Source organism: Paenibacillus sp. Y280, assembly GCF_056786335.1.
This window is the reverse complement of the sequence record NZ_JBXCIW010000006.1, coordinates 169,340-193,183: the sequence shown is the minus strand read 5'-3', so window position 1 is coordinate 193,183 and position 23,844 is coordinate 169,340. Positions and strand designations below refer to the sequence as shown.

General features: G+C 49.1%; 21 protein-coding genes. 2 read left to right on the top strand and 19 right to left on the bottom strand.

What is annotated here, in order from left to right; translation table 11 throughout:
• Positions 1-14: 14 nt before the first annotated feature.
• From murB to AC1TPC_RS10300, 18 genes are all read right to left on the bottom strand, one after another.
• Positions 15-920, bottom strand: coding sequence for a UDP-N-acetylmuramate dehydrogenase (gene murB / locus AC1TPC_RS10385; protein WP_482066781.1), 906 nt, complete (start codon positions 918-920; stop codon positions 15-17).
• A gap of 328 nt (positions 921-1,248) precedes the next feature.
• On the bottom strand, positions 1,249-1,476 hold the full coding sequence (locus AC1TPC_RS10380) for a hypothetical protein (RefSeq protein ID WP_482066780.1): 228 nt from the start codon (positions 1,474-1,476) through the stop codon (positions 1,249-1,251).
• A 6-nt stretch (positions 1,477-1,482) separates the two neighbouring features.
• Positions 1,483-2,580 (bottom strand): stage V sporulation protein E, encoded by a 1,098-nt coding sequence (gene spoVE / locus AC1TPC_RS10375; protein WP_482066779.1) that lies wholly within the window; start codon positions 2,578-2,580, stop codon positions 1,483-1,485.
• A 46-nt stretch (positions 2,581-2,626) separates the two neighbouring features.
• Positions 2,627-4,066 carry a UDP-N-acetylmuramoyl-L-alanine--D-glutamate ligase gene (gene murD / locus AC1TPC_RS10370; RefSeq protein WP_482066778.1) on the bottom strand — a complete coding sequence of 480 codons (1,440 nt, stop codon included), beginning with the start codon at positions 4,064-4,066 and terminating at the stop codon, positions 2,627-2,629.
• A gap of 77 nt (positions 4,067-4,143) precedes the next feature.
• Positions 4,144-5,100, bottom strand: coding sequence for a phospho-N-acetylmuramoyl-pentapeptide-transferase (mraY, locus tag AC1TPC_RS10365; protein ID WP_482066896.1), 957 nt, complete (start codon positions 5,098-5,100; stop codon positions 4,144-4,146).
• A gap of 4 nt (positions 5,101-5,104) precedes the next feature.
• Positions 5,105-6,520 (bottom strand): UDP-N-acetylmuramoyl-tripeptide--D-alanyl-D-alanine ligase, encoded by a 1,416-nt coding sequence (locus tag AC1TPC_RS10360; RefSeq protein WP_482066777.1) that lies wholly within the window; start codon positions 6,518-6,520, stop codon positions 5,105-5,107.
• Complete coding sequence (locus tag AC1TPC_RS10355) at positions 6,517-8,004, bottom strand: UDP-N-acetylmuramoyl-L-alanyl-D-glutamate--2,6-diaminopimelate ligase (RefSeq protein WP_482066776.1); 1,488 nt, start codon at positions 8,002-8,004, stop codon at positions 6,517-6,519. Before AC1TPC_RS10355 ends, AC1TPC_RS10360 begins: the two co-directional genes overlap by 4 nt.
• A 79-nt stretch (positions 8,005-8,083) precedes the next feature.
• Complete coding sequence (locus AC1TPC_RS10350) at positions 8,084-10,024, bottom strand: stage V sporulation protein D (protein ID WP_482066775.1); 1,941 nt, start codon at positions 10,022-10,024, stop codon at positions 8,084-8,086.
• Positions 10,025-10,157: 133 nt separating this feature from the next.
• Entirely contained in the window at positions 10,158-12,278 is a 2,121-nt protein-coding gene (locus AC1TPC_RS10345) for a penicillin-binding transpeptidase domain-containing protein (RefSeq protein ID WP_482066774.1), read from the bottom strand.
• Positions 12,279-12,366: 88 nt separating this feature from the next.
• On the bottom strand, positions 12,367-12,768 hold the full coding sequence (gene ftsL, locus AC1TPC_RS10340; RefSeq protein ID WP_482066895.1) for a cell division protein FtsL: 402 nt from the start codon (positions 12,766-12,768) through the stop codon (positions 12,367-12,369).
• Between the two features lie 23 nt (positions 12,769-12,791).
• A complete protein-coding gene (gene rsmH / locus AC1TPC_RS10335; RefSeq protein WP_482066773.1) occupies positions 12,792-13,742 on the bottom strand; it encodes a 16S rRNA (cytosine(1402)-N(4))-methyltransferase RsmH in 951 nt (316 codons plus the stop codon).
• A gap of 30 nt (positions 13,743-13,772) precedes the next feature.
• On the bottom strand, positions 13,773-14,210 hold the full coding sequence (gene mraZ / locus AC1TPC_RS10330; protein ID WP_482066772.1) for a division/cell wall cluster transcriptional repressor MraZ: 438 nt from the start codon (positions 14,208-14,210) through the stop codon (positions 13,773-13,775).
• A gap of 146 nt (positions 14,211-14,356) precedes the next feature.
• On the bottom strand, positions 14,357-15,358 hold the full coding sequence (locus tag AC1TPC_RS10325; protein ID WP_482066771.1) for a DUF4349 domain-containing protein: 1,002 nt from the start codon (positions 15,356-15,358) through the stop codon (positions 14,357-14,359).
• Between the two features lie 96 nt (positions 15,359-15,454).
• On the bottom strand, positions 15,455-16,720 hold the full coding sequence (locus AC1TPC_RS10320; RefSeq protein WP_482066770.1) for an adenosylhomocysteinase: 1,266 nt from the start codon (positions 16,718-16,720) through the stop codon (positions 15,455-15,457).
• Positions 16,721-16,742: 22 nt separating this feature from the next.
• The gene (gene bshC / locus AC1TPC_RS10315; protein WP_482066769.1) at positions 16,743-18,383 is read right to left on the bottom strand and encodes a bacillithiol biosynthesis cysteine-adding enzyme BshC; all 1,641 of its coding nucleotides are present in this window, start codon (positions 18,381-18,383) and stop codon (positions 16,743-16,745) included.
• Between the two features lie 150 nt (positions 18,384-18,533).
• Positions 18,534-18,917 (bottom strand): DUF3397 domain-containing protein, encoded by a 384-nt coding sequence (locus AC1TPC_RS10310; protein WP_482066768.1) that lies wholly within the window; start codon positions 18,915-18,917, stop codon positions 18,534-18,536.
• Positions 18,918-18,945: 28 nt separating this feature from the next.
• On the bottom strand, positions 18,946-19,932 hold the full coding sequence (locus AC1TPC_RS10305) for a ketopantoate reductase family protein (protein WP_482066894.1): 987 nt from the start codon (positions 19,930-19,932) through the stop codon (positions 18,946-18,948).
• Between the two features lie 172 nt (positions 19,933-20,104).
• Positions 20,105-20,755: an RsfA family transcriptional regulator gene (locus AC1TPC_RS10300; protein WP_482066767.1), complete on the bottom strand. Its 651-nt coding sequence runs from the start codon at positions 20,753-20,755 to the stop codon at positions 20,105-20,107.
• Between the two features lie 275 nt (positions 20,756-21,030).
• On the opposite strand from AC1TPC_RS10300, the gene AC1TPC_RS10295 reads away from it, so the two are divergent.
• Entirely contained in the window at positions 21,031-21,267 is a 237-nt protein-coding gene (locus tag AC1TPC_RS10295) for a DUF2626 domain-containing protein (protein WP_053375484.1), read from the top strand.
• 158 nt (positions 21,268-21,425) lie between these two features.
• On the opposite strand, the gene AC1TPC_RS10290 is transcribed toward AC1TPC_RS10295, so the two are convergent.
• Complete coding sequence (locus AC1TPC_RS10290; RefSeq protein WP_482066766.1) at positions 21,426-22,592, bottom strand: class I SAM-dependent methyltransferase; 1,167 nt, start codon at positions 22,590-22,592, stop codon at positions 21,426-21,428.
• 79 nt (positions 22,593-22,671) lie between these two features.
• On the opposite strand from AC1TPC_RS10290, the gene AC1TPC_RS10285 reads away from it, so the two are divergent.
• Complete coding sequence (locus AC1TPC_RS10285) at positions 22,672-23,772, top strand: coiled-coil domain-containing protein (RefSeq protein ID WP_482066765.1); 1,101 nt, start codon at positions 22,672-22,674, stop codon at positions 23,770-23,772.
• Positions 23,773-23,844: the final 72 nt, after the last annotated feature.

Genomic DNA, 23,844 nt, shown 5'->3' with positions numbered 1-23,844 from the left:
GTATCACCTCCGAATTACCGCTCACCCACCACCAATACTTCCGGCACCAGCAGGATGCCGAAGCGGTCCTGAACGGTGCTTTGTATATGAGTCATGAGGGCGAGAACGTCTTCAGCTGTTGCTTGCCCGGTGTTTACGATAAAATTGGCGTGCTGCTCCGATACTTGCGCCCCGCCAAGGCGTTCACCCTTGAGTCCCGCCTCTTGAATAAGTCTAGCGGCATGATCATTAGGCGGATTGCGGAACACGCTGCCTGCAGTTGCAAGCTGCAGCGGCTGCGTTCTCAATCTTTTCTCTTTATAAGAGGCCATTTCAGCGAGGACTTCCTTCTTATCCTTCTCTGCCAGTTCAAAAGTGGCTTCAACGACGATGCCCTTTTGCTCATGCAGAATCGAATGACGGTAAGAAAAATGCATGTCATCACGTTCGTAGCGAACCAATTCTCCTGTATCCAGTACAATATCAGCTGACTTAAAAATACGTGACACATCCGATCCATGCGCGCCAGCATTCATATAGACGGCTCCGCCTACCGTGCCTGGAATTCCCCCCGCGAACTCAAGCCCGGTCAGACCTTCCTTACCCGCCATGACTGATAGCTTTATTAAAGAATACGAAGCGCCAGCTATGACCAGCGATCCTTCAAATCGCACGTAATCTAACCCTCTGTGCGGTTTAATGACAACTCCGCGAATGCCTTTATCACTCACCAGCATGTTTGAGCCTCTGCCCAAATTAGTCCATGGCATCTGATGCTTTTGCACCAAACGAACCGCAGAAACTAAATCTTCTCTGCTTCGAGGGAGGATTAATATATCAGCGGGACCGCCGATTTTCCATGTTGTATAGTTCGAGAGCGGTTCGTTGTACAAAACTTCGCCAAGATTGGCTTGTTTCAATTCCGCTTTAAATGCTTCCATTAGTTGAACCTCCTTAAGGATTGCAGGGCAAAGCCTGCCTCGTAAGCATAGCTTGGGATTTGCATAGCAAAACCCGGTCGCATGCACATGACTTGCTGAATAAAGGATAATAAAACCATTCGCTGCTCTCCGATTGCAAGCTCTAAAACGCTGCAGCCGGATCGTTTAGTTGCAATAACCGCTCCTTTCAGGTGACGGTCACGAATATAGTGTATCCTATGCCCTTATAGGCTCTTGTGTGACAATGGCCCATATTGAACAGTCAGTTCCATTGCTCGGAAAGAGCCTTATTTCACATACAGCAATTGCTGTTGCCTTTTGTTTATGATTAGAGCCGTTTATACAAATCAGCCAATACCCGCGGCTGCTTCGTGCCGACGAGAATTGCCTGTACTTTTCGAATGTAGGTCGTATCATTGTTCCAGCCTGCCATATCGACAGCAATATCCGGCTTGAATAGCCGCAGCCGCCTAATAGCGAGCCGCAAACGATTCAGAAGCCGGACATTTGATTTCATTATTTTCGAAAATAAGCTCATGCCGCTCCGATAAGGCATCCAACCTCACCTCGAATAACGAGAGATGTTCAATAAAATGCCCAGTGCCGTCAATAGAAGCGTGAGCGATGAACCGCCATAGCTGACGAGCGGCAGCGTTATGCCCGTTACCGGCATCATGCCGATGACGACGCCAATATTAATAAGCACCTGCACGCCGACAATACCGGTAATCCCAACAGCAAGCAAGCTGCCAAAAGTATCCGGGGCGGCGATTGCCGCACGTACGCCTCTCCAAACGACAACTAAAAATAACAAGATAAGCGTAGCCCCGCCAATAAAACCTAGCTCTTCGGCCAATATAGAAAAGATAAAATCCGTTTGCGGCTCAGGCAAATAGCTGAACTTCTGACGGCTCATTCCAAGACCAAGCCCTACTAATCCGCCGGGTCCGATCGCATATAGCGATTGAATAATTTGATAGCCTCCGCCTAGCGGATCAGCCCATGGATCAAGGAAATACGTAATTCTCTTTAAACGATACGGTGCTGCTATAACCAGTCCGATAAAACCAGCAACACCGATAAGCGCCAAGCCGCCCAAATGAGCCATTCTCGCGCCAGCTGTAAAAATAAGCAATAAGGATGCGCCTACCATTACCGCGCCGGTACCAAGATCAGGCTGGAGCATAATTAAGCCAAAGGCTAGTCCAACCAAACCAAGCGGCGGCATTAGTCCCTTCTTGAATAACGTAATCGTCTGCTGCTTCTCAGACAGCCATTTCGACAGAAACAAGATCATAGCCAGTTTCATAAATTCCGACGGCTGAATACCGAAGGAGCTAATGCCAAGCCAGCTGCGGGCACCGCCGCGAACGACGCCGATTCCGGGTATTAGAACGAGCATCAGCAGTCCAAAGCAAACGATCAACGCCATCGGCGCCCACTTTTTCCATACGGTATAGTGCGTGTTCATTGTAAATAGTAACGCACCTATGCCTAATGCGGCAAATATAACCTGACGTTTCACAAAGTAGAAACGATCGCCGAATTCATGAAAAGCTAGCACTGCACTAGCGCTGTATACCATAATCAACCCGATTGCGAGAATGAGTCCAATTGCAGACAGCATCCAAATATCCGGGGCAGAACGCGCTTTGGCCATAGCGAACACACCTCTTAGCATGGGAAAGTAGGGACATGCCCCCTACTTACAAGGTATGCGCCGAATCTTTAAAAATGCGCCCTCTTTGCTCATACGAGGCAAACATATCCCAGCTTGCGCATGCAGGCGATAATAGCACGATATCGCCAGGCTCAGCCATTGCTGCTGCTTGCTTCACCGCTTGTTGCAGGACGGACTCGGCGTCCTCACTAGGTTCGACGATTTCCACCTTGCCTAAACCTGCAAGCTCAGCTACTCGGGAAAGCTTCTCGCTTGTCTGGCCAAATGTAACGAGCGCTTTGAGGCGTTCGCGGAATAAAGGCACCAGCTCCATATAGTCGGAGCCCCGGTCGAGTCCTCCTGCTACAAGCACGATCGGTGCAGCGAAGGATTGAACTGCAATCGTAGTCGCGACTGGATTAGTCGCCTTGGAATCGTTGTAATATTTGACTCCGTTTACTTCACGCACGAACTCCAGCCGATGCTCTACGGCATCAAACTCCCTGAGCGGCGCTATAAGCTGATCCGGAGCAACTCCTGCAGCTAAGCTGGCTGCAATAGCCGCAAGCGCGTTAGCCGCGTTGTGGCGTCCTGGAATACCAAGCGCAGAGACTGGCAAAATCGTTGTTTCCATATCTTCTCCCTGGCGGAATACGATTTGTCTATTTTTAGCCGCTTCTTGCTCCAGCGAATCTATGATGTCCAGCTCGTATGGCGGTTCAATGCAAATGCCTGTTTCAAGTCGCTCGTAAAGAGAAAAAGGCAGCTGCTGAGCAATTAGAAACACGGACAGCGCTCTGCATTCCGGGTCATCCCAGTTAACGACAGCTACATCATCCTCGGTTTGGTTATCGAACAGCTTGGCTTTGGAGTTGACATAGTCGTCCATATCGCCATGATAATCCAGATGCGTCTCCGCGATATTAAGCAGCAGCGCAATATACGGGCGGAAATCGCTTGTGCCTTTTAGCTGAAAGCTGCTGAGCTCGGCAACGATCCACTGGTCTGGCGTTGCCTCCAAGGCCGCTTCGCAAAGTGGACGGCCGATATTACCCGCAACGATAGGCTTTAAGCCGGCTGCGCTTAAAATCTCGCCGATCCAGGTCGTCGTCGTCGTTTTGCCGTTTGAGCCTGTAATCCCGATGATAGGGGCAGGTGAAAGCCAATATGCAGCTTCTACCTCTGTAATCACTTCAACCTCCAGCTCCTCCGCACGCTGTACAGGCGGAGACGAGTAAGGTATGCCGGGATTTTTAATCAATAGCGCCGTTTCTTCCGTTATCAGATCGTCTGGATGATTGCCGCACAGCACAGAAATGCCCAAAGCAGTCAATTCATCCGCTTCGGGGCATAATTCGCGAGCCTTCATGTCGTTCACAACGACATCTGCGCCTAATTGGTGAAATACTTTTGCTACGCTAACCCCGCTTCTAGCCAAGCCTAATACGACAACTCGGCGGCCTTGATAAGATGCCGGATGATTCATAACTGACAGTCCCTTCTATGGATACATGAAGCGGCCCCAATAAATTGGCAGCCGCTTGTTCGCTACATTTCTTATAATTATATTACAAATAGCAGCCCTATTGCTGCAAGCACTAATCCAACGAACCAAAATACCGTTACGACCTTCCATTCGGACCAGCCAACCAGCTCAAAATGGTGATGGATCGGGCTCATTTTGAAAATACGCTTGCCTCTTAGCTTGAAGGAGCCTACCTGCAAAATAACCGACAGCATTTCGATTACAAACACACCGCCAATAACAATAAGCAGAAGCTCTGTCTTCGTTAAAATCGCCACTGCCGCAATCCCGCCTCCAATGCCGAGCGAGCCCATATCACCCATGAACACCTTCGCTGGATGCTTGTTGAATACGAGAAAACCGAGCACAGCGCCGACCATTGCAGCAGAGAAAACGGCCGATTCATGAGCCGACGTTTGCAGCGCGACGACAGTGAATGCGCCAAAGGCGATTGCGCTTGTTCCCGCCAGCAGACCGTCAAGCCCGTCGGTGAAATTAACCGAATTGCTCGCAGCAAACATAATAATTACGACAAGCGGGTAGTAAAACCAGCCTAAATCAAAGCCCCAGCCTGTACCCGGAACCGTAATTTCCGTGCTGTGATTCATATTGTAGAGCATCGCGCACACGATTATAGAAAACAGCAGCTGACCGAACAGCTTCTGTCTAGCGGTGAGGCCAAGCGATCTTTTGAAAACAATTTTAATATAATCATCCAAAAAGCCAACAAGACCAAAGCCAAGCGATGCTGTCAGCAGCACCCAAAACTCCGCCGTTTTATCGGAAAACTTCAAAAAGGCGATCATGAGCGCACACATAATGATGATGCCGCCCATCGTTGGCGTGCCGCTTTTTTTCAGATGGCTTTGTGGGCCTTCCGTACGGATTTGCTGACCGAACTTCAAGCGGCGTAGCAGCGGAATGAACAATGGTCCGAGCAAAACCGCTAGCAAAAAGGAGGCGCCTATTGAAAATAAAATGACCATCATGTCCATTTCCTCACCCCACTTCCAAAGCTTGGACAATCTGTTCCATCCGCATGCCGCGTGAACCTTTTATAAGGACGATGTCCGTAGGCTGCAGCTTATTGCGAAGCCACTGCACCAGCTCTTCTTTCTCTTCGAAATGGCGAACGACATCGCTTGCGGAAGCATTCGGGAAACGCGACTTCACACCCTGCGCGATATGCTGTCCTAGTGGTCCAAAAGTAAGAACAGCATCCGCCTTGCCCGGCGTTATATAAGCCCCGACTTCAAAGTGCAGCGTCTGCTCCTCCGGCCCAAGCTCCAGCATGTCGCCGAGCACGATCCATTTGCGAGTATAGCCATCCAATTGTTCAACAAGATCAATAGCCGCGCGAACGGCTGTAGGATTGGCGTTATAGGCATCGTTCAAAATCATCGCGCCATTGAAAGCGCGAACGGGCTGAATGCGCATCCCCGTCAGCTTCAAATCACGCAAGCCTTCGATGATTTTTGCAGCCGGTACGCCGAAGAAGCGGCCAATAGCAATAGCGGCAAGCGCGTTGCTTACGTTATGCTGGCCGGGTACAGGGATTCGAATCGTTCCCATTCCGCTGGGCGTACCGTTATATACTGCTGTAAACGACGCGGCTTCTGATTCTATAACGATATCGGCTGCCGACCATTCGTTATGGGCAGCTAATCCAAAGGTTCTTCGTACGATACCCGCCGGAAGCACGGAGCGTCCAAGCTCGGTTTCAAGCAGCGGCTCGTCGCCATTATAAAGCAGCAAGCCATCCTCGCTTAAGCCGAGAGCGATTTCCAGCTTCGCCTTGGCAATTCCTGCCCTTGAGCCCAGATGAAGAAGATGAGCATCGCCAACGTTCGTAATGATCGCGGCATCCGGCTGGGCAATCTTCGTAAGCAGCTCGATTTCCCCAAAGCCGCTCATTCCCATCTCCAGCACAGCCACTTCCGTATCCTCCTCAAGCTGAAGAACCGTCAGCGGCAAGCCGATATGATTGTTCAGGTTGCCTTCCGTCTTGTGAACCTTGTACGAGGTTCCAAGTATAGCAGCCGTCATATCCTTCGTCGTTGTTTTGCCGTTGCTTCCTGTAATGCCAACAACGCGCACGACGAGCTCGCTTCGGTAGGCAGCTGCGAGCCGCTGCAGCGCAACGAGCGTATCCCCTACAATGAGAAGCGGCACATCGGAAAGCGATTCCGGCACCTCGCGTCCCTTCTGCCAGAGAGCGGCAACGGCTCCGTTTTGAATTGCCTGCTCCAAATAAGCATGCCCGTCGAACTGCTCGCCAACAAGCGGTATGAACAGCCGGCCCGCAGCAGCCTGCCGCGAGTCAGTCGTTACACCCGTTATCATAAGTTCCTTATTGTTTCCATTCCATCTAGCGCCGCTCATCTCGGCAATTTGCTTGATCGTACGTTTAATCAATGTATGATTCCCCTTATCGCTTCTTTCGCTACTTTTCGATCGTCAAATGGATATTTGACTCCGTTTATATCCTGGTAGGTTTCATGACCTTTCCCCGCAATCAATACTACATCGCCTTGGCTTGCCATTTCAACCGCTTTTTGAATTGCCGCCTTGCGGTCGGCAAGTAATTCATATGTGGAAGGATCGATTTTACCCTTTATAAGTCCATCCTCAATATCCTTAAGTATAAGCTCCGGCGGCTCCGTTCGCGGATTATCGGAAGTAATTATAGCGTAGTCTGCATATTTGACGGCAATATTTCCCATTAGCGGCCGCTTAGACCGATCCCGGTCGCCACCGCAGCCGAATACGCAAATGATTCGCTTCCCGGCAAACTGCTGGATCGCTCGCAGCACATTTTCCAAACCGTCGGGGGTATGCGCATAATCGACGATCACCGCGAACGTTTGACCGGCATTAACAGCCTCCACCCGTCCAGGTACGCCGGGAATCGCGCTTAGGCTACGAGCAATTGCCCCCAGCTCCACTCCTTCCAGAAGGACCGCGCTGATAGCGGCAAGGGCATTGTAAACATTGAACTTGCCTGCCATTTGCAGCGTAACGTCCGTCTCTCCCCGGAAAGTTTGCACATGGAAGGTGGTACCCTGCGCAGTAATCCGAATATTGGAGGCGCGAACATCCGCTTCCTTATCGATGCCGTAGGTTACAACCTCCGATGCCGTCAGCTCCGCGTACTCTGCCGCAGCGGCGTCATCCGCGTTAAGGACGGCATAGGAGCGCTCTTTCTCCTGAGAAGCATATTCGTTACCCAGCCTAGAAAAAAACAATCCTTTTGCAGCCGCATAACGGCTCATCGTTTCATGATAATCCAAATGATCCTGCGTAAGATTTGTAAATACTGCCGTCCGAAAGCGACAGCCCTTTACTCGCCCTTGCTCAAGTGCGTGAGAGGATACTTCGATCGCGCAATATTGCGTGCCCGCATCGCGCATTTCGCCGAGATAACGCTGCAGTTGAAGCGTCTGCGGGGTCGTGCTCGTCATCGGGAACGACAGGCCCGCGTAACGACGCTCGATCGTGCCGATCACGCCGGTAGGCCTATTCTGATCATTTAATATTTGCTCAATCAAATACGTTGTTGTCGTCTTGCCGTTCGTACCGGTTACACCGATTAATTTTAAAGCATGGCTTGGATAGGCATAATAATAGTTAGCAATAACAGCCATTGCAAGTCGACAGTCGCTAACAATGATCTGTGGAACTGGCAAATCCAGCTGCCGGTCTGCAATAAGCGCGGCTGCGCCGGCAGCGGCCGCCTGAGGCGCAAACAAATGGCCGTCAACGGTATGTCCTCGCAGGCAGATAAACAACTGACCCTCGGTGATGCTTCTTGAATCGGTTTCGATGCCGTTCCATTCCGTTTCCCCATCGCCTATGAGCCGCGCGGTTGCAAGCAGCTCTGCAACATCCTTTAAACGCATCTGCCCCACTCCTCCCTAAAGCGCTGACGGAGTAACGATAAGCCGCCGCTCTCAGCACCCTCGTTAACTACCATTATAGTCAATGTGAGTGGGATATATTATCTTCTTCGCCTAAATAGATCCGAATCGTGGAGCCGCGATCGACACGGGTTCCTGCAGCAGGTGCTTGTCGGATAACCGTTCTTCCCGAGCCTGCGGATGTAAGATTAAAATTCATGTTCAGATCCTCATATAAATCGGACACCGTTTTGCCAACCAGATTAGGTACGGTTACGATTGGTGTTTCGCCATACTTATAGATCCGATCGATCTGCTTCTCACGAGCTGGTACTTCCAAAATATTCAGCGCGTCCTCCATTATATTTCGGACAATTGGAGCAGCTACAACGCCCCCGAACTGAATCCCCTGCGGATTGTCTACTGCTACGTAAATGACGATTTGCGGATCATCCGCAGGAGCAAAGCCGACAAAGGAAACGATATGCTCATTCGGTGAATATCGGCCGTTGATGACCTTCTGGGCCGTACCTGTCTTGCCGCCTACGCGGTAGCCGTCGATGAAAGCATTACGTCCCGTTCCTTTGGCCACTACGCTTTCAAGCGCTTCGCGCACTTGCTTGGACGTCTCCTCGGAAATGACCTTCCGCACAGCCTCCGATTTAACGGTCTCTACGGTCGCGCCGCTTTCCGGGTTAACCCAAGCTTTCGCTACATGCGGCTTGTATAGCGTACCGCCGTTAATGGCAGCAGACACCGCCGTAATCTGTTGAATTGGCGTAACCGATACCCCTTGACCGAAGGCCGTCGTAGCCAGCTCTACAGGACCGACTTGACTGAGCTTGAACAAGATGCCGTTCTCCTCGCCGCCAATATCGATTCCTGTCTTCGTGCCAAAGCCGAAGTTTTTAATATAATCGAATAGCTTCTCCTTGCCAAGTCGCTGACCGAGCGTGACAAAGCCGGGATTGCACGAATTTTCAACAACTTCCAGGAAAGTCTGGCTGCCATGGCCGCCTTTCTTCCAGCAGCGAAGCCTTGCCCCGCCAACCTCGATGGCGCCCGGATCGAAGAAACGCTCATTTTTTAAATCAACCTTTTTCTCCTCCAAAGCAGCAGCCAGCGTAATAATTTTAAAGGTGGAGCCAGGCTCGTATGTCATCCATATCGGCAGGTTGCGGTTGTAAACCTCCGTCGGCACCTCGCGGTATTTATCCGGCTCATAGGTAGGACGGCTTGCCATTCCGAGAATTTCACCATTATTCGGGTCCATTGCAATGGCGATAATGCCATTTGGCTGCAGCTTCGTCATCGCTTGATCAAGCTCGCGCTCCATGACCGTCTGTATTTGCTTATCGATCGTGAGCTGCATCGTAAGCCCGTCCTTCGGCTCAACATACGTATCCGAGGAGTTAGGCATCTGCCTGCCTGCCGCATCCGATAGAAAGGATACGCTTCCGCCAATGCCGCTAAGCTCCGTATTATATTTTGCTTCAATGCCCGTCAACCCTTGATTGTCGATTCCCGTAAAGCCAAGCACATGTGCCGCAAGGCTGCCATACGGATAAAAACGTTTATTATCCTCGGCGACGACGATGCCCGGAAGACCTAGCGCACGAATTTGCTCGGCTTTATCAAGCGTGATTTTCCGCCCTCCAGGCCCAAGCTTAACGATCATGCTTTTTGTTTTAATCTTCGTGAATAACTTCTCCTGCGACATGTCGAGAAGCGGCGCAAGGGCAGCGGCCGCAGCCTGCTTGTCTTTGATTTGCACGGGAATCGCATAGACAGTAGGCGAGCTGACGTTGTAAGCCAGCTGTATCCCGTTGCGGTCCACAATTTCCCCTCGCTTGGCAACATACGGGATATCGCGTCTCCAAGAATTTTCCGCTTTATTTGCGAGCTCCTCGCCCTGCCAAAGCTGTACATAGCTAAGTCTGATACATAAGGCGAGGAATGAGATCCCTGCCAATATAAGTACGATAAATAAACGTCGTCTGACCGTTACATTGGATACCTTCATAACTTGTTCCCCCTCCGCTTGACTGTTTCGAAGGAGCGCTCAATGACGCTCATTCCCAGATTATTCGGGACAAGCGGAGGATAGAACAAGCTTTAGACGAAGGCAGCCGCCTTCGCCCGTGTTTAATTATAGCTTACTCGCCAGCTGCGTTCGCATTGGGATTGGAATCTGAACCTTTCACTGCCGCATCCTTTTTCCCGTCTGCGCCAAGCGGCGGAGCGAGTGTAACCTTCAGCACTCTTACGTTATTCAACGTCTCCTCCTTCTGGGATACGACAAAGCCCTCCCCGTCAGGAATAAGACGAATGCCGATCAACGAGGTGATTTCAAGCGCATCGCGCAGCGATACGCCCTTCAAATCCGGAATGGCCAGCTTCTCTCGCTGCTCCGTAATTAAATAGATTTTCTGAGTAGGATGAACGGATGAGCCTTGCGCTGGAATTTGCTGCAAGACGGTCTTGCCATTCCCAACCTGTTCAAATGTCATCGCTTTTGCTTTGAATTCAGCTTTTGCCTGAGCAATAGGAAGCTTGGTTACTTTAGGAACCGTCATTGACACTTCCTTCTTCGCGTCATTCGTCTCGGCAGGGTAATTAGGCGCTACGCCCATTTTGCGCAAGCTCTTCAGTACGATTTGCTTAAACGCCGGAGCAGCTACCCTCCCCCCCCCAACGAGAGGGTCATTCGGTTCATCCACAACGACATAGACGACGATTTTCGGATTATCAACAGGGGCATAGCCCATAAACGAAACGACGAACTTCGAATCGGAATATTTTCCGTTGATAACCTTTTGTGCTGTACCCGTTTTCCCCGCTACACGGTATCCGTCAATATACGCATTTTTACCGGTCCCCTTCTTCTCATCAGAGACAACCTGCTCTAAATATTCGCCGACCTTGCGCGATGCTTCCTCGGATATCACTTGACGAACGACCTTCGGCTCAATGGTTTTAGTTGTTTTAGTAGTCGGGTCCGTTATACTCTTTACGATTTGCGGTTGAAGAAGCTTGCCCCCATTCGCTACCGCTGCGACCGCCGCTACCTGCTGAATAGGCGTAACCGTAACCACCCCTTGTCCAAAGGTAGCAATCGCTATATCGCTCGCATACCGAAAACGCATAGAGCCAGCCAGTTCATTGCCTAGCTGAATGCCTGTTTTTTGTCCAAATCCAAAATTAGTATAATAATCTTTTAGCTTCTGCTCTCCTAATCTCTCGTATCCCAGCTTGACGAATGCAACGTTACTGGAATACTTCAAGCCATCCAGAAAGGAAATTGTCCCCCAGCCCTCTCGCTTAATATCACGAATCGGCTTTGGTATGCCTTTTATTTTGATTTGGCCAGATTTGTACTTTTCATCCGGATTGAACACGCCTTCCTCCACGGCCGCCGCAAGCGTTACGATCTTGAATGTTGAGCCTGGCTCGTACAATGATTTAATCGCATGGTTATAGGAATTCGAATTGTTTTTCCAAAATTCATTCGGGTCGTACTGAGGCGTATTTGCCATTGCCAAAATTTCCATCGTGTCGGGATCAGCAGCAATTGCTGTCGCGCTTTTCGGCGCATACACCTTCACAATTTCTTGCAGCGCCTCCTCTACGTAATGCTGAATCTCGTTATCGATAGTCAAATTAATATTTTGGCCGTTCTTAGCGGGCTGAGATTCCACTTCGCCCTCGACGAGCTGAACGCGCTTCCCGTCCTTCTCATACTTGATAAAACCGTTTGTACCGGTTAGCTGTTCGTTGAAAAAAGCTTCAACGCCTGTCATCGCTGCACCTTCACGATCCAAATAGCCAACGAGCTGCGAAGCTAAAGTTTTTCTAGGATAATAGCGCTTCAAGCTTTCCGCCAAATCAATACCGACACCAGTCAACTTCTTTTCTTTGGACAACTCTTTACGGAACGCTCTAATTTTATCGGCTACCGTTTTGTCGATTTGCCAGCCGCCTTTTCGAATCTCCCGGTTAACAACATATGTACCATCGTCTTTTTTGGCGGTTATATTTTTCCGAAGCTCATCCTTCGAAATGCCGAGTATTTCATGCAGCCCGTCAATAATGTCTTCCGTAAGCTCCTCTTTATTGATGACTTCTGGATTAACGGAAACATTATAGGTGATGGTGTCCATCGCAAGCACATTGCCATTTCGATCGGCAATTGTGCCGCGCTTAGCGACAATCTCTTCAGCCGCTGACCACCTCTTCTTTGCCAATTCCAAATATTTGGCGCCTTCTACTACCTGCACGAAATAGATTCTGCTTATTAAAATGAGAAAAAGGAGGGTCATTACCCCTCCAAACAACAGTGTCCGCAATCTAATTCTCTTTTTCATCTTACTCACCCTGATCACTCATTGCCGTTTTCAACTCATCGTCACCGGTGTTTACCGTTATGCCGCCTTCAATTGTGCTTACCATCCCCTGTGATTCGGCAATCTTGCGTATGCGCTCAGGATCGCTCAGCATCTCAACCTGCTTCTTCAAATCTTCCATTTCTATGTTCATCGTTTGGTATTCGCTTTTGAGATTTTTGATGTCGAGGTTCATATCATAGATTTGTGCGTAGCGAAAAATAATGACACCAGCAACTACAACGCACATTAATATTGTGAACATGTACAACAGCTTTTCTTGAACCGGTAAGGATTTGCGAGTCTTAACCAATCGTTTCGTTTCTTTAATAACGGTTTGCTGATCCTGCTTTCGCTTAGGTTGCAGCGCTAAATTGCCATTCACGTACGCCAATTCAAATCCCCCTCTTACAATTTTTCTGCTACTCTAAGCTTTGCCGACCTCGCCCGAGGGTTAAGCTCCAGCTCTCTCTCGGAAGGTACTATCGGCTTGCGGTTAACTAATTTCACCGTCCCGCTGTTTCCGCATACGCATAACGGAAAGTCGGGCGGACAAGTACATTTCTCTACAAACTTCGCAAACATTTGCTTGCATATGCGATCCTCAAGCGAATGAAACGTAATGACGGATGCTCGGCCGCCAGGAGCCAAGCAGCGAATCGTTTGCTCTAATGCTTCTTCCTCTGCGCCAAGCTCATCGTTTACGGCAATGCGCAGCGCTTGGAAGGAGCGCTTGGCAGGATGCCCGCCTGTACGCCTTGTTGCGGCTGGAATCGATATTTTAATCAATTCAGCCAGCTCTCCTGTTTTCTCAATTGGCGCCTTTTCTCTCGCTTTAACGATGTTTCTTGCGATTGAACGGGCAAACTTCTCTTCGCCGTAGCGATCGAGTATGCGGGAAATATCACGTTCATCCCACGTATTGACGATTTCATGAGCTGTGAGCTCACCCTCGCGATCCATCCGCATATCAAGCGGAGCATCGTGGTTGTAGCTGAAGCCGCGCTCTGCTTCGTCAAGCTGCGGACTTGATACGCCTAAATCGAACAAAATGCCATCGACCTGAGGGACGCCGTCTTTCATTGGAACGTCGCATCCTCTAAGCTCTTGCTCCAAATCACGGAAATTGCTTCTAACCAGCGTTACTTTATCCAAATATGGAGCAAGCCTAACGCGAGCATTTTCCAGCGCCCAGTCATCCTGATCGAATGCGATTAACCGCCCTCCTTCGCCTAATCGGGACGCAATGAGCTCACTATGCCCTGCCCCTCCAAGCGTACAATCGACGTAGATGCCGTCTGGCTTAATAGCTAGACCGTCAACCGCTTCTTCCAAAAGTACTGTAATATGCTGAAACACGCCTCAGCCCTCCCATTCCTGTTGTTCAATCTAGAAGTTGAAATCAAAATCGACGAGCTTCTCAGCGATTTCGTTAAAGGTTTGCTCCGATTGCTCGTAATAGCCGTCCCAAGTCTGCTTGCTCCAAATTTCAACGCGGCCGGAGACGCCGAGCACCATGCAGTCTTTGTCCAGCTTCGCATATTCGCGAAGATGGCTGGGTATGTTTACCCTTCCCTGTTTATCAAGCTCACATTCGGTAGCACCGGAAAAGAAAAACCGGGTAAAAGCACGCGCATCTGATTTCATAAGCGGCAATGTTTTTAATTTTTGCTCCAATACGCTCCACTCGCTCATGGGATATACGAATAAGCAATTGTCTAAACCTCGGGTAGCAATGAACGAGGCTCCAAGTGATTCACGGAATTTCGAAGGTATGATGATGCGGCCTTTCTCATCAATGCTATGTTGATATTCACCCATAAACATGACTTCACCCCACCCCTTCCCCTATTTCCACCACTTTGCCCCACTTTTCCCCACTAAGATACAGTAGTTCGCCACCTAAAATAAAAATCCTGCTCCATGAGCAGGATTTTTCTAAAATATTTCATAGTATTAATGATTATTAATCTTTAAACAGCCGGCGGCTGCTCATCCTCATCCGAATTCGGCTTTTTACTGGCATCCGTCTCTTTTTTCTTCCTCCGATACAGCCAAATGACAGGTACAGCAATAACCGCCGCAACAGCAGCTACCGGTACTGCCCCCGCTAATACAACGAGCAAGAAGTTAAGCGCATCCCACACAACCTTTGTGCTTCCTGTTATTGCATCAGACATCCTTCCGCCCAAATTCGGCTTCTTCAAGCTTTCCTTTTTCAGCGTTTGGTCCGTTTGGTACATGCGCAGCTCTACCGTCGAGAACGAAACGTTGTTATCCAAATAACGAATTCGCCCCTTGATGCGCTCAATCTCCTCCTGCACCTCCGAGAGCTGCTGTGAAAATTTCAGCAAATCATCCGCTTTAACGGCTTTATCCATCATCGCCAGCAGCCTGGTTTCCACCAGCTGTCTCGCCTTCAGCCTTGATTCAAGATCAACATACTCCTCGGATACGTCCTTGCCCCCGATATTTCTTTCGAAGTCATTATGCTTGATAAGCTCGATCCGATCGATGAACGACATAAAGCCCGCAGCCGGAACCTTGATCGTATAGGTTGCGCCGATTTCCCCATCATGCCTCGTATCTTGGAATTGTAAAATATAACCACCGCTTTGATGAATCGCATTGCGAAGCGATGTCGCAGCTGCTGCCAGCTCATCCACCTGCATGCTTAAATTGGCGGTGTAAATAATTTTTTGATTAAAGCCCGCTGTACCCGAAGCGGTTTCAGAGGCAAAGCCGCCGCCTGCAGTCGAACCGCTGTCACCATCAGCTGTTACGGCTGTATTAGCCGCAGCATTTTCAGCATTGGACAGACTTTTGCCATCCGATTTCGCTTCTTCCATTGGGGCTGACTGTTCCGAAGCCTTATTGCTCGCTGTATCAAAGTTTCCCGAGGAGCACCCTGCCAACAACCCGATCCATAAAATAATGACTGCCCATGTTACTAATCCTTTTTTCTGTTTATACATTGTCATTCCCCCTTACTGGTTTGCACTCTAGACGCAGGTTGGGAATAAAAGGTTACAAACAAAAAAGCCGCGATTGCTCGCGGCTTTCCAAATGATTTATTCAGCTTCTTTCCAGCTGTCCAAATAGGCGATTTGTTCATCAGTAAGCTTATCGATGCCAAAGCCAAGTGATTGCAGCTTGAGACGCGCTACCTGCTCATCAAGCTCATATGGTACGTTAACCACCTTGCTGCCAATCGTTTTGTATTGCTCGTTCACATATTTCAGCGCAACGGCTTGAAGCGCGAACGTCATATCCATTATTTCGGCTGGATGTCCATCGCCGGCAGCCAAATTAACAAGGCGTCCTTCAGCCAGCAAGTAAATGCTGCGACCGTCCTGGAGCTTATATTCTTCAATGTTGCGACGAACCGTACGCACGCTTGACGACAATGCTGCAAGCTCAGGCTTATTCGCTTCAACGTCAAAATGGCCTGCGTTCGAAATGATCGCGCCGTCTTTCATAACCTCATAGTGCTCGCCGCGGATAACATCACGGTTGCCTGTAACCGTCACGAAGAACTCTCCTACCTTTGCCGCTTCAATCATCGGCATAACGGCAAATCCATCCATGTAAGCCTCAACCGCTTTAATGGCGTCGATCTCGGTTACTACGACATTCGCGCCAAGCCCCTTCGCACGCATCGCAACGCCTTTGCCGCACCAGCCATAGCCGACGACAACAACCGTTTTACCAGCGACCATCAGGTTGGTTGTCCGGTTAATGCCATCCCATACCGATTGGCCCGTACCGTAACGGTTATCGAATAAATGCTTGCAATACGCATCGTTTACTGCGACCATCGGGAATTTCAAGGAACCGTCCTTTTCCATCGCTTTCAGCCTAATAATTCCCGTCGTCGTTTCTTCCGCTCCGCCGCGCAGGTTCTCGCCGAATTCAGGATGCTCCGAATTTAAAATCGTAGCAAGATCTCCGCCATCATCGATAATGAGATCAGGCTTCCACTCAAGTGCTTTAATGTTAAGCGCCTTAAATTCTTCCGGGCTTGGATTGTATTTGGCAAATACGGTGATGCCATCCTCTACGAGCGCGGCACATACATCGTCTTGCGTTGACAGCGGATTGCTGCCGGTAATTGTAACATCAGCACCGCCCGCTTTGACAACCTTAGCGAGGTAAGCCGTTTTCGCTTCCAAATGCAGCGCGATCGTAACCTTTAGCCCTTTAAAAGGCTGTTCCTTCTCGAACTGCTCGCGAATCGTATTCAGAACCGGCATATGCGCAGCTACCCAATCAATCTTCAAATGGCCATCTTGTGCCAATGACATGTCGGCTACAATGCTTTTTTCTACTGTACTCATCCTGTATATACCTCCTGTAATTTTACAAATAAACGATTTCATGTCCGCCCGCTCGGTTATACGGCGCCTCAAGAAGCTTATCCAGAAAGTTTAAGCTGTAGCGATTCCAATAGGCGGTCATATTTAGCACCCGCTCCTGCGGCTTTCCAAGCGGCTTAATGGAATGGTGTATACGATCAAGCTGCCTCGTGGACGCTTCAAATTGCTTGTTGTAGGCATCAACGGTCTTCGTGCCCATATAGTTGATCTGCTCGACGATTTTTTGCATGTTCGTATCTCCGAGCTTAGCAAGCGAAGGCTGAACGGAGGCAGCCAGATCGAGCAGCGGTTTGTAGAGCTGCTCGAATTGCTGCCTCGCAATATCGAATTGCTGTTCGATGGATAATCCGTCTTGATCCTTCAGCCATGTGCTCTTGCGCTCCTCGAAGCGCTCCATGACATCCTCGAAGGAAAGCTCGTATTTGTCCATATGCTTGGCTACCGTTCCTTCTATTAACGTATAGGACATACGAGGCACGATGATCGGCATTTCCATTTCAAGCGTGCGGAAGGCTTCTCCAGTCAAAGCCCAATAGGCTATTTCACCGGGACCAAGCACCGTAGCGAGTACAGGGAACAAATAATCCTGCATAAGCGGTCTAGTCAGTACGTTATTGCTAAGCTGCTCCGGCTGCTCATCCGCAATCTGCAGGAGCTCCTCCTTCGTTAACGACAACTGGCCTTTACGGTCTTGATAAAGACCATCCTTCTTATGAAGAAGTGTTCTTTCATCGCCATTTGCCGAGTTGAACAGAAACAGGTTCGCACTGCCGGGTGTAACATCCGCTTGCAAGCTGTAGCCAAACTCCTTGACTTGCGCAGCAGATGCCATATAGGCCTTCTCCAAATCGTCATTGCGCTCGATAATCTTTCTAAACATCGGAGCTTCCAATCGGCGGATAACCGAATGATCTGCATCAAGCAGCACGAGCCCTTGTTTGCCGAAGAGATAGCTTAAAATCATAGCGAACAAATCCGATAGCGATTGCGCCTTATGGGACATCTGGCGCAATTCCTCCAGCAGCAATGGCTTGAATTCAGAATGCGGCAGCGCTTGTTCCAGCTCCGCCAGCAGCTGCGTCCACATTTCTTCCGAAATAGACGTGCGGCTCACCGATGTGCGCGAGCCTTCAGGGCGTGCCGACGATAGCTTGCGCAGCTCCTGCTCAGCTGTTAGCACATAGGCGTGATTCGCTTCATCCCAATCATGATCCTCGCCTGCAACCCAAAAAACCGGCACGACCGTACGCCCAAGCTGCTCGCTCGCAGATTTAGCAGCACCAATAATGGATACTGCCTTATGTATTACGAGCAATGGACCGGTCCACAACCCGGCTTGCTGGCCTCCAACGACAACCGGAGCACCTTCTGCTATTGCTGAGATGGATGCAAATACTTCAGCACTTGCGCCCGCCTTCTCATTGTAAACACGCAGTGCATGCGCAACCTCTGCAGCCTCGGCTCTCACATGGCTGCTTTGCTCCAAACGTTTAAACCGTCTATCCCAATCCTGCTGCGCTCCCGCATGATAGCCGTACAAAACATCGATACGGTCATCTGTGCGATTTATATATGCCTCTGTTAAAGGCTGAGCGCTTGGCAATGAATAAGTTTCTTTTCTCATAGCGCAGCCTGTAACCTCCTGCTGGATAGTCGCCAAAGCGACTTATAATGGATTAAACTGAACATTTTAATTGTACACAAAGGTGAAGCCGTCCGTCAAAACAAAAACGCCTCAGCTTTTAATGAGGCGTTTAGCTTATGTACATATAAATTATGCGGTAAGCACCAATCTGCCGATGACAATGCACATGAACACAACATACAGCACGCTCATCGAAAAAAAGCTTAGCCGCCAAATCGTTCGAAAAATTTTTTTGCCATCAATCGTGCCGCGCTTGCGGAACTGAGCATTGCCAAGCAATCCGCCTCCAAGCAGCATAAATAATAATATGCCATAAAGACCGAATTTGCTGCCAAATAAAATGTCGAATAATACGGCTACGCAGCCGATGAACAACGCCGTCGTGACGTCCATGGCCAATAGGAAAGCCTTCTTCCGATCCTGAATATAAGCCCCATAACCAAATAAGATGATTGCGAAAGGTATGACTGGAATGACCGCCAAATAAGCGTATGCATGTTTGATGCTATCCATTATCATCTCCAACGTCTTTCAGTCCCTCCTATTCAGCTTTCGGATGCAGTGCTTGCACGAGTTCCTTCATTGCCAGGTTTAACGGTGCCTGCAGGCCATGCTTCGCAGCCAGCCTTGCAACTCCGCCATTAATCGCATCTATTTCTGTAACCCTGCCTGCCCGAATATCGCTTAGCATGGAGGAAATGTTACGACTGGTTTGCCTGCAAACATCGATGATGAGCTGCCAGCCATCTCCAGGCATGCTCATGCCCGCGTTAACAAGAATATGCTCGGTTTCCTTATATAGCTCACGCATAAGCTTCTCGCGAGCGGGATGATCTGGAAGCTGTCCATTTTCCACATCAAAGATCGCCGTCAGCGGATTAATTACTGCGTTAATAAGAAGTTTATGGAAAATTCGATTCTCCAAATCATTCGACAGTGAAGAGGCAAATCCTGCCGATTGCAGCATGTCAACCAACATTTTTTGCGAGATAGCTAGAGCTTCATCCTCTTTACGCGCGTTTCCTCCCCACTCACCCAGCCAAAGCTGCCCTTTGCCCGTATGCTCTACCGATCGCGAATCTAATCGTTTAGCGCCTTCCGTCGTCACCGCGGCATGCAGCGGCAAATTCGGAAGAATGCCTTGAATACGCTCCAAGTGGCCGATCCCATTTTGCAAGCTCATGATGGCTGGTCCATCATTCTCCGAACGGTTTGCTAGCAGGGCGAGTTTCGATATCAGCTCATCTTTCAAATCCGTTTGTTTGACCGTTAGCAGCAGCCAATGATAATCCATTTTTTTACTTATTTGGCCTTTATTCCATTTTCGTAAGGAGACCTGCTCAATCCATTCGCTTCTCACACGAATCACTCGCTCGCTTGTTCCTCCAAGCTCAATTAACCTAATTCCTTCGTCCGCAAGCAACACAGCCTGCTCCTTGCTGCGCGTCCATATTGTCACATCAGCGCCCGCGTCTGCTAGCTTCGCCCCATAGAGCAGACCAAGCGATCCTCCGCCTACTACATCCATTTGCAATTTCTACGCCTCCCGAACACCAGCAGCTCATCGCTATATTGCAAACATCGTATCAAATCTGCTGAAAATAATGCAACTGATATAGGCAGCTGAAACTTATTATTTCTTATAAAAAAAGAGAGGCTGGCCAATAAATGGCCAACCTCTCTCATTTTCGGTTTATAACTTATTCAATACGTTCCAAATTGCCGTTTGCATCCATTTTAAATCTAGGCTTGGCCTCGTCATCATTCGTTAATACGGTAAGTCTTCTTGCACGATCCATAATTTGAATAAGCGTCTTGTAATCATCGTTTACTGCGCGGTAATCCGTTTGGACATTGTTAACCTCTTTGGACAATCTCTCATTCTGGTCGCGCAAACGATATAGCTCATCCTCTTTGTCTTTCAGTTCCTTCTCAAACCATTTGATTTGACGCGTCAAATCCTGATAGGTCGTCTTCCATCCACGGAGAAAACGAATAACAGCATCAACGGACAAACCTTCCTCGATCGAGCTGTTTTCTTGCTTGAAACCACGCTCATCCGTTTCAAAAACGGCAATCGATGAAACATGCGGCGTTGCGACAATCGTTTGTTTTTTCAAATAATTACGTTTCTGGCGCTGCTGCTTTGCAATTTGGATAGCATCCTCATACCTTTTGCGAACGCAGCTATTCCAACGAAAACCGCATGCTGCGGACGTCCGTCCGATTCGTTCGCCTACTTCCTCAAAAGCTGCAAGCTGGGTACTTCCTTCTCGAATATGGCGTAGTGTGACCTCGGCGAGTATTAGATCGTCGTCCGGACTCCACGCATCTTGTCTGACTGCTGTCATGCAACAAAAACCTCCTAACGTAAAGGCGCTTACTTTATCTCTATGCCCTTGGTAGAGTTCATAGAATCTATTGGATACTAAATTGTATAACCAAATTTTCAATTGCTCATACATGTTAGCACTTATTATTGAGCAAACTATGTCTAGACTCCGTATATAGGAATGGCTATAAACAAAAAGTTTGCGATTTCGTCACGTTTTTGGTTTACACTTATTTCGCCAAACGTTATAATGATCATTAGAAAATCGGGTCGTAGCGAAAGGGGGATGTCATCATGGCACGCATGTATCGGGTACTTGGCTTTTGGACCCTGGTAATCGGACTTATGGCTTTTGCAGGTCATATGACGGAATTTGCGCTTTTATTTTTTGCACAAGCCGTCGCTTTCGTATTTCTAGGCTACTTGAATTTCTCCGAGAGAACTTACATCGTAATGTTCTGGGGATATATGATCATTTCATTCGTGGGTTTCACGTATTGGTCGGTCTTCAAGATGGACTTGCCGTTTTAACAAGGGCGCAACAGACACTCGCCTAGGCAGGTCATATACTTAAGCTAAGTGAAAACGAGCATTGCTGTCCATGACGGCAATGCTCGTTTCGCATAGAACCACTCATGCATAATCGAACAAAAGAACGGTGACAGCTCCATTTGAGTTGTCACCGTTCTTTATGTAAGTGAACCTTTGTCCAAAATCATCACTTTAAACGATTCGCTCATCTGATCGCTGAGCAGGAGCTGCCTAATCGATCGGTTCAATCGAGCCGTCTCGCTGAATGGATCGGTGCTGGTATGGTTTTGAAGCAATTCCAGAACGCCATGATCGATCAAAAATTGCTTTTGGGTCGTATAGCTTGCAACCTGCCAGCCGCATTTCTCGGCTTCATGTTGAATAAACGTAAACGGAACATGCGAAGTTATATCCTGCTCGCCGATTCGGATGTACGGACTGTCGCTTGTAAGATGGCGCCAATAGCACATAAGCGTTCCATGCATGCGATGCTCCGCTGTATATTCAGCAGCATCATGACCGTAGTCAATCAGCACGAGTCGTCCGGTCGTCATGACATCTCCCAGCTTCTTCAGAAACGCTGCTGCATCCGCATGAACCTCCGTCCGCTGTCCCTCCTTAAGCTGAATGCCGTCTCGCGCAAGCCAGCGGCTTATTCGTGAATCAGTGATCGGCATATACACCTCGTGAAAGCCCTGCAACTCATCGCCTGCAACGCCAAGCTCATACAGCTCTCCCTCAATACGCTCAATCCTGTGAACGGGAAATGCGTCCAGCAGCTCGTTTGCGATCACGAATGCCGGTTGCTTCAGCCAGCTTGAATGCCACGCATCATCTGACGAGGCAATCAGCGGCTCAACAACCCATTGTCCTTTGCTATCAACGAAAGCCTCTCTTGCCGCGCGGCCATGCGCGGGATGATCCTCGATAAGGACCGATTGGAATCGTTCCGGCCAATCGCTGCTTCGTTTGCAGCCTGCGGCCGCGATTTGAGCAGAAAGCCTGCCTGTTCCCGCTCCCCACTCGATTAGCTTCAGCCGCCCACCAACCGCATCGCTACAGGCTAATGCACAGCCAGCAAGTACTTCTGCCAGAACGCGGCCAATTCCCGAGCTCGTATAAAAGTCTCCATCCTTGCCCACGCGCACTGGCCCCGAGCGATAATAACCATGCTTTCTATCATAAAGACAAGCGTTCATATAGTGATAGAAGGAGATACACCTCGCTGCATGCCTTCTCCCTTCATTATCGATATGCCAACCAGAGTATGCTGACTCAGCAATTTTTGCCGCAATAGAGGCGGCAAGCGGGTTATCCTTGATCATTAGGTTCATCCTTTTCCAAATGTAAGATATAATAGAATGGATTGCCGCATAAAATGAATGCTGAGGAGGGACGATGCCGTTGACATTGACAACCAAGCGTAATCGTGTTTCCATAGCAGCCACGGTGATGCTCCTAATTGCAATGCTCCTGATTCGGCTTCCCGTTATGGCAGAGCCTCTGCCGGTTGATGAGGAGGAAATGCACTCGCTGCTTGAAAAAAGCTTATCCGTCGCAGAAATTGATAAAGAAATCATCCGTATCCAAGAGCAAAAGCAGCAGCTTGCACTGACGATGACGGACACCGAGAAGCAGCTGCACCTGCAGAAGCAGCAAATATCGGACAAGCAAGACGAGGCTGGAAGCGTTTTGCGGGCTTATTATATGGGAGAACGGGATTTTTTGTTCAGCGCTCTACTATCTTTTGATTCATTATCGGAGCTGTTTCAAATGCTGGATTATGCAGAAATTATTTTTACCCAAGACAAGCATACCTTGAATACATATGTGGAGCAATACACGAAGGTGAAGGAAGGCTACCAGCAGCTTGAGTCAAGACAAGATGAGCTATCCATCATGGAAGAGCAGCTGCGAACGCAAAGAGAACGCGTATTGGCGCTTGAGAAGCAGCTGGATGAGCAGCTATCGGGCCGTTCGGATGCCGATCGCATTCGCATTTTAATGAAGGAGCTTACCTCTTACTGGGATACGGCGGGAGTTGACATAGTCAAACAATATTTCCGCGCGCTATCGAAAGCGATGAAGCAGCTTCCGAACTGGATCCAGGACAACAAGCAGCTGCTTGAAATTAATGGCTTTCAATATACGATTCGAGTGCCTGAGGATGATTTGAACTCGTTTTTGCGTGAGCAAAATGACATTTTCAACAATTTCTCCTTCAAATTCGTTGATGACAAAGTTATTGCCCAAGGCAATCAAGGCAGCATGGAAATTAAAATTGCCGGTCATTATACGGTTGAGAACGAGCCGAAGAACGCTATTCTATTCCATGTAGATGAGCTGCTGTTCAACGGCTTTGCGCTGCCCGATACAACCCGCCGAGCTTTGGAGAAGGAATTTGACCTTGGCTTTTATCCTGATTTAATCGTATCCTTCCTCAAGGCGGATTCCGTTGTTATGTCCGATGGCGAGCTGACCATAAAGCTGAATCTTAAGCTTTGAGCGAACACTTAGTGAATCCTTGCAGTAAGCCAAAAAAGCCTGTCCCCGCACGCTGCGGGGCAGGCTTTCCTT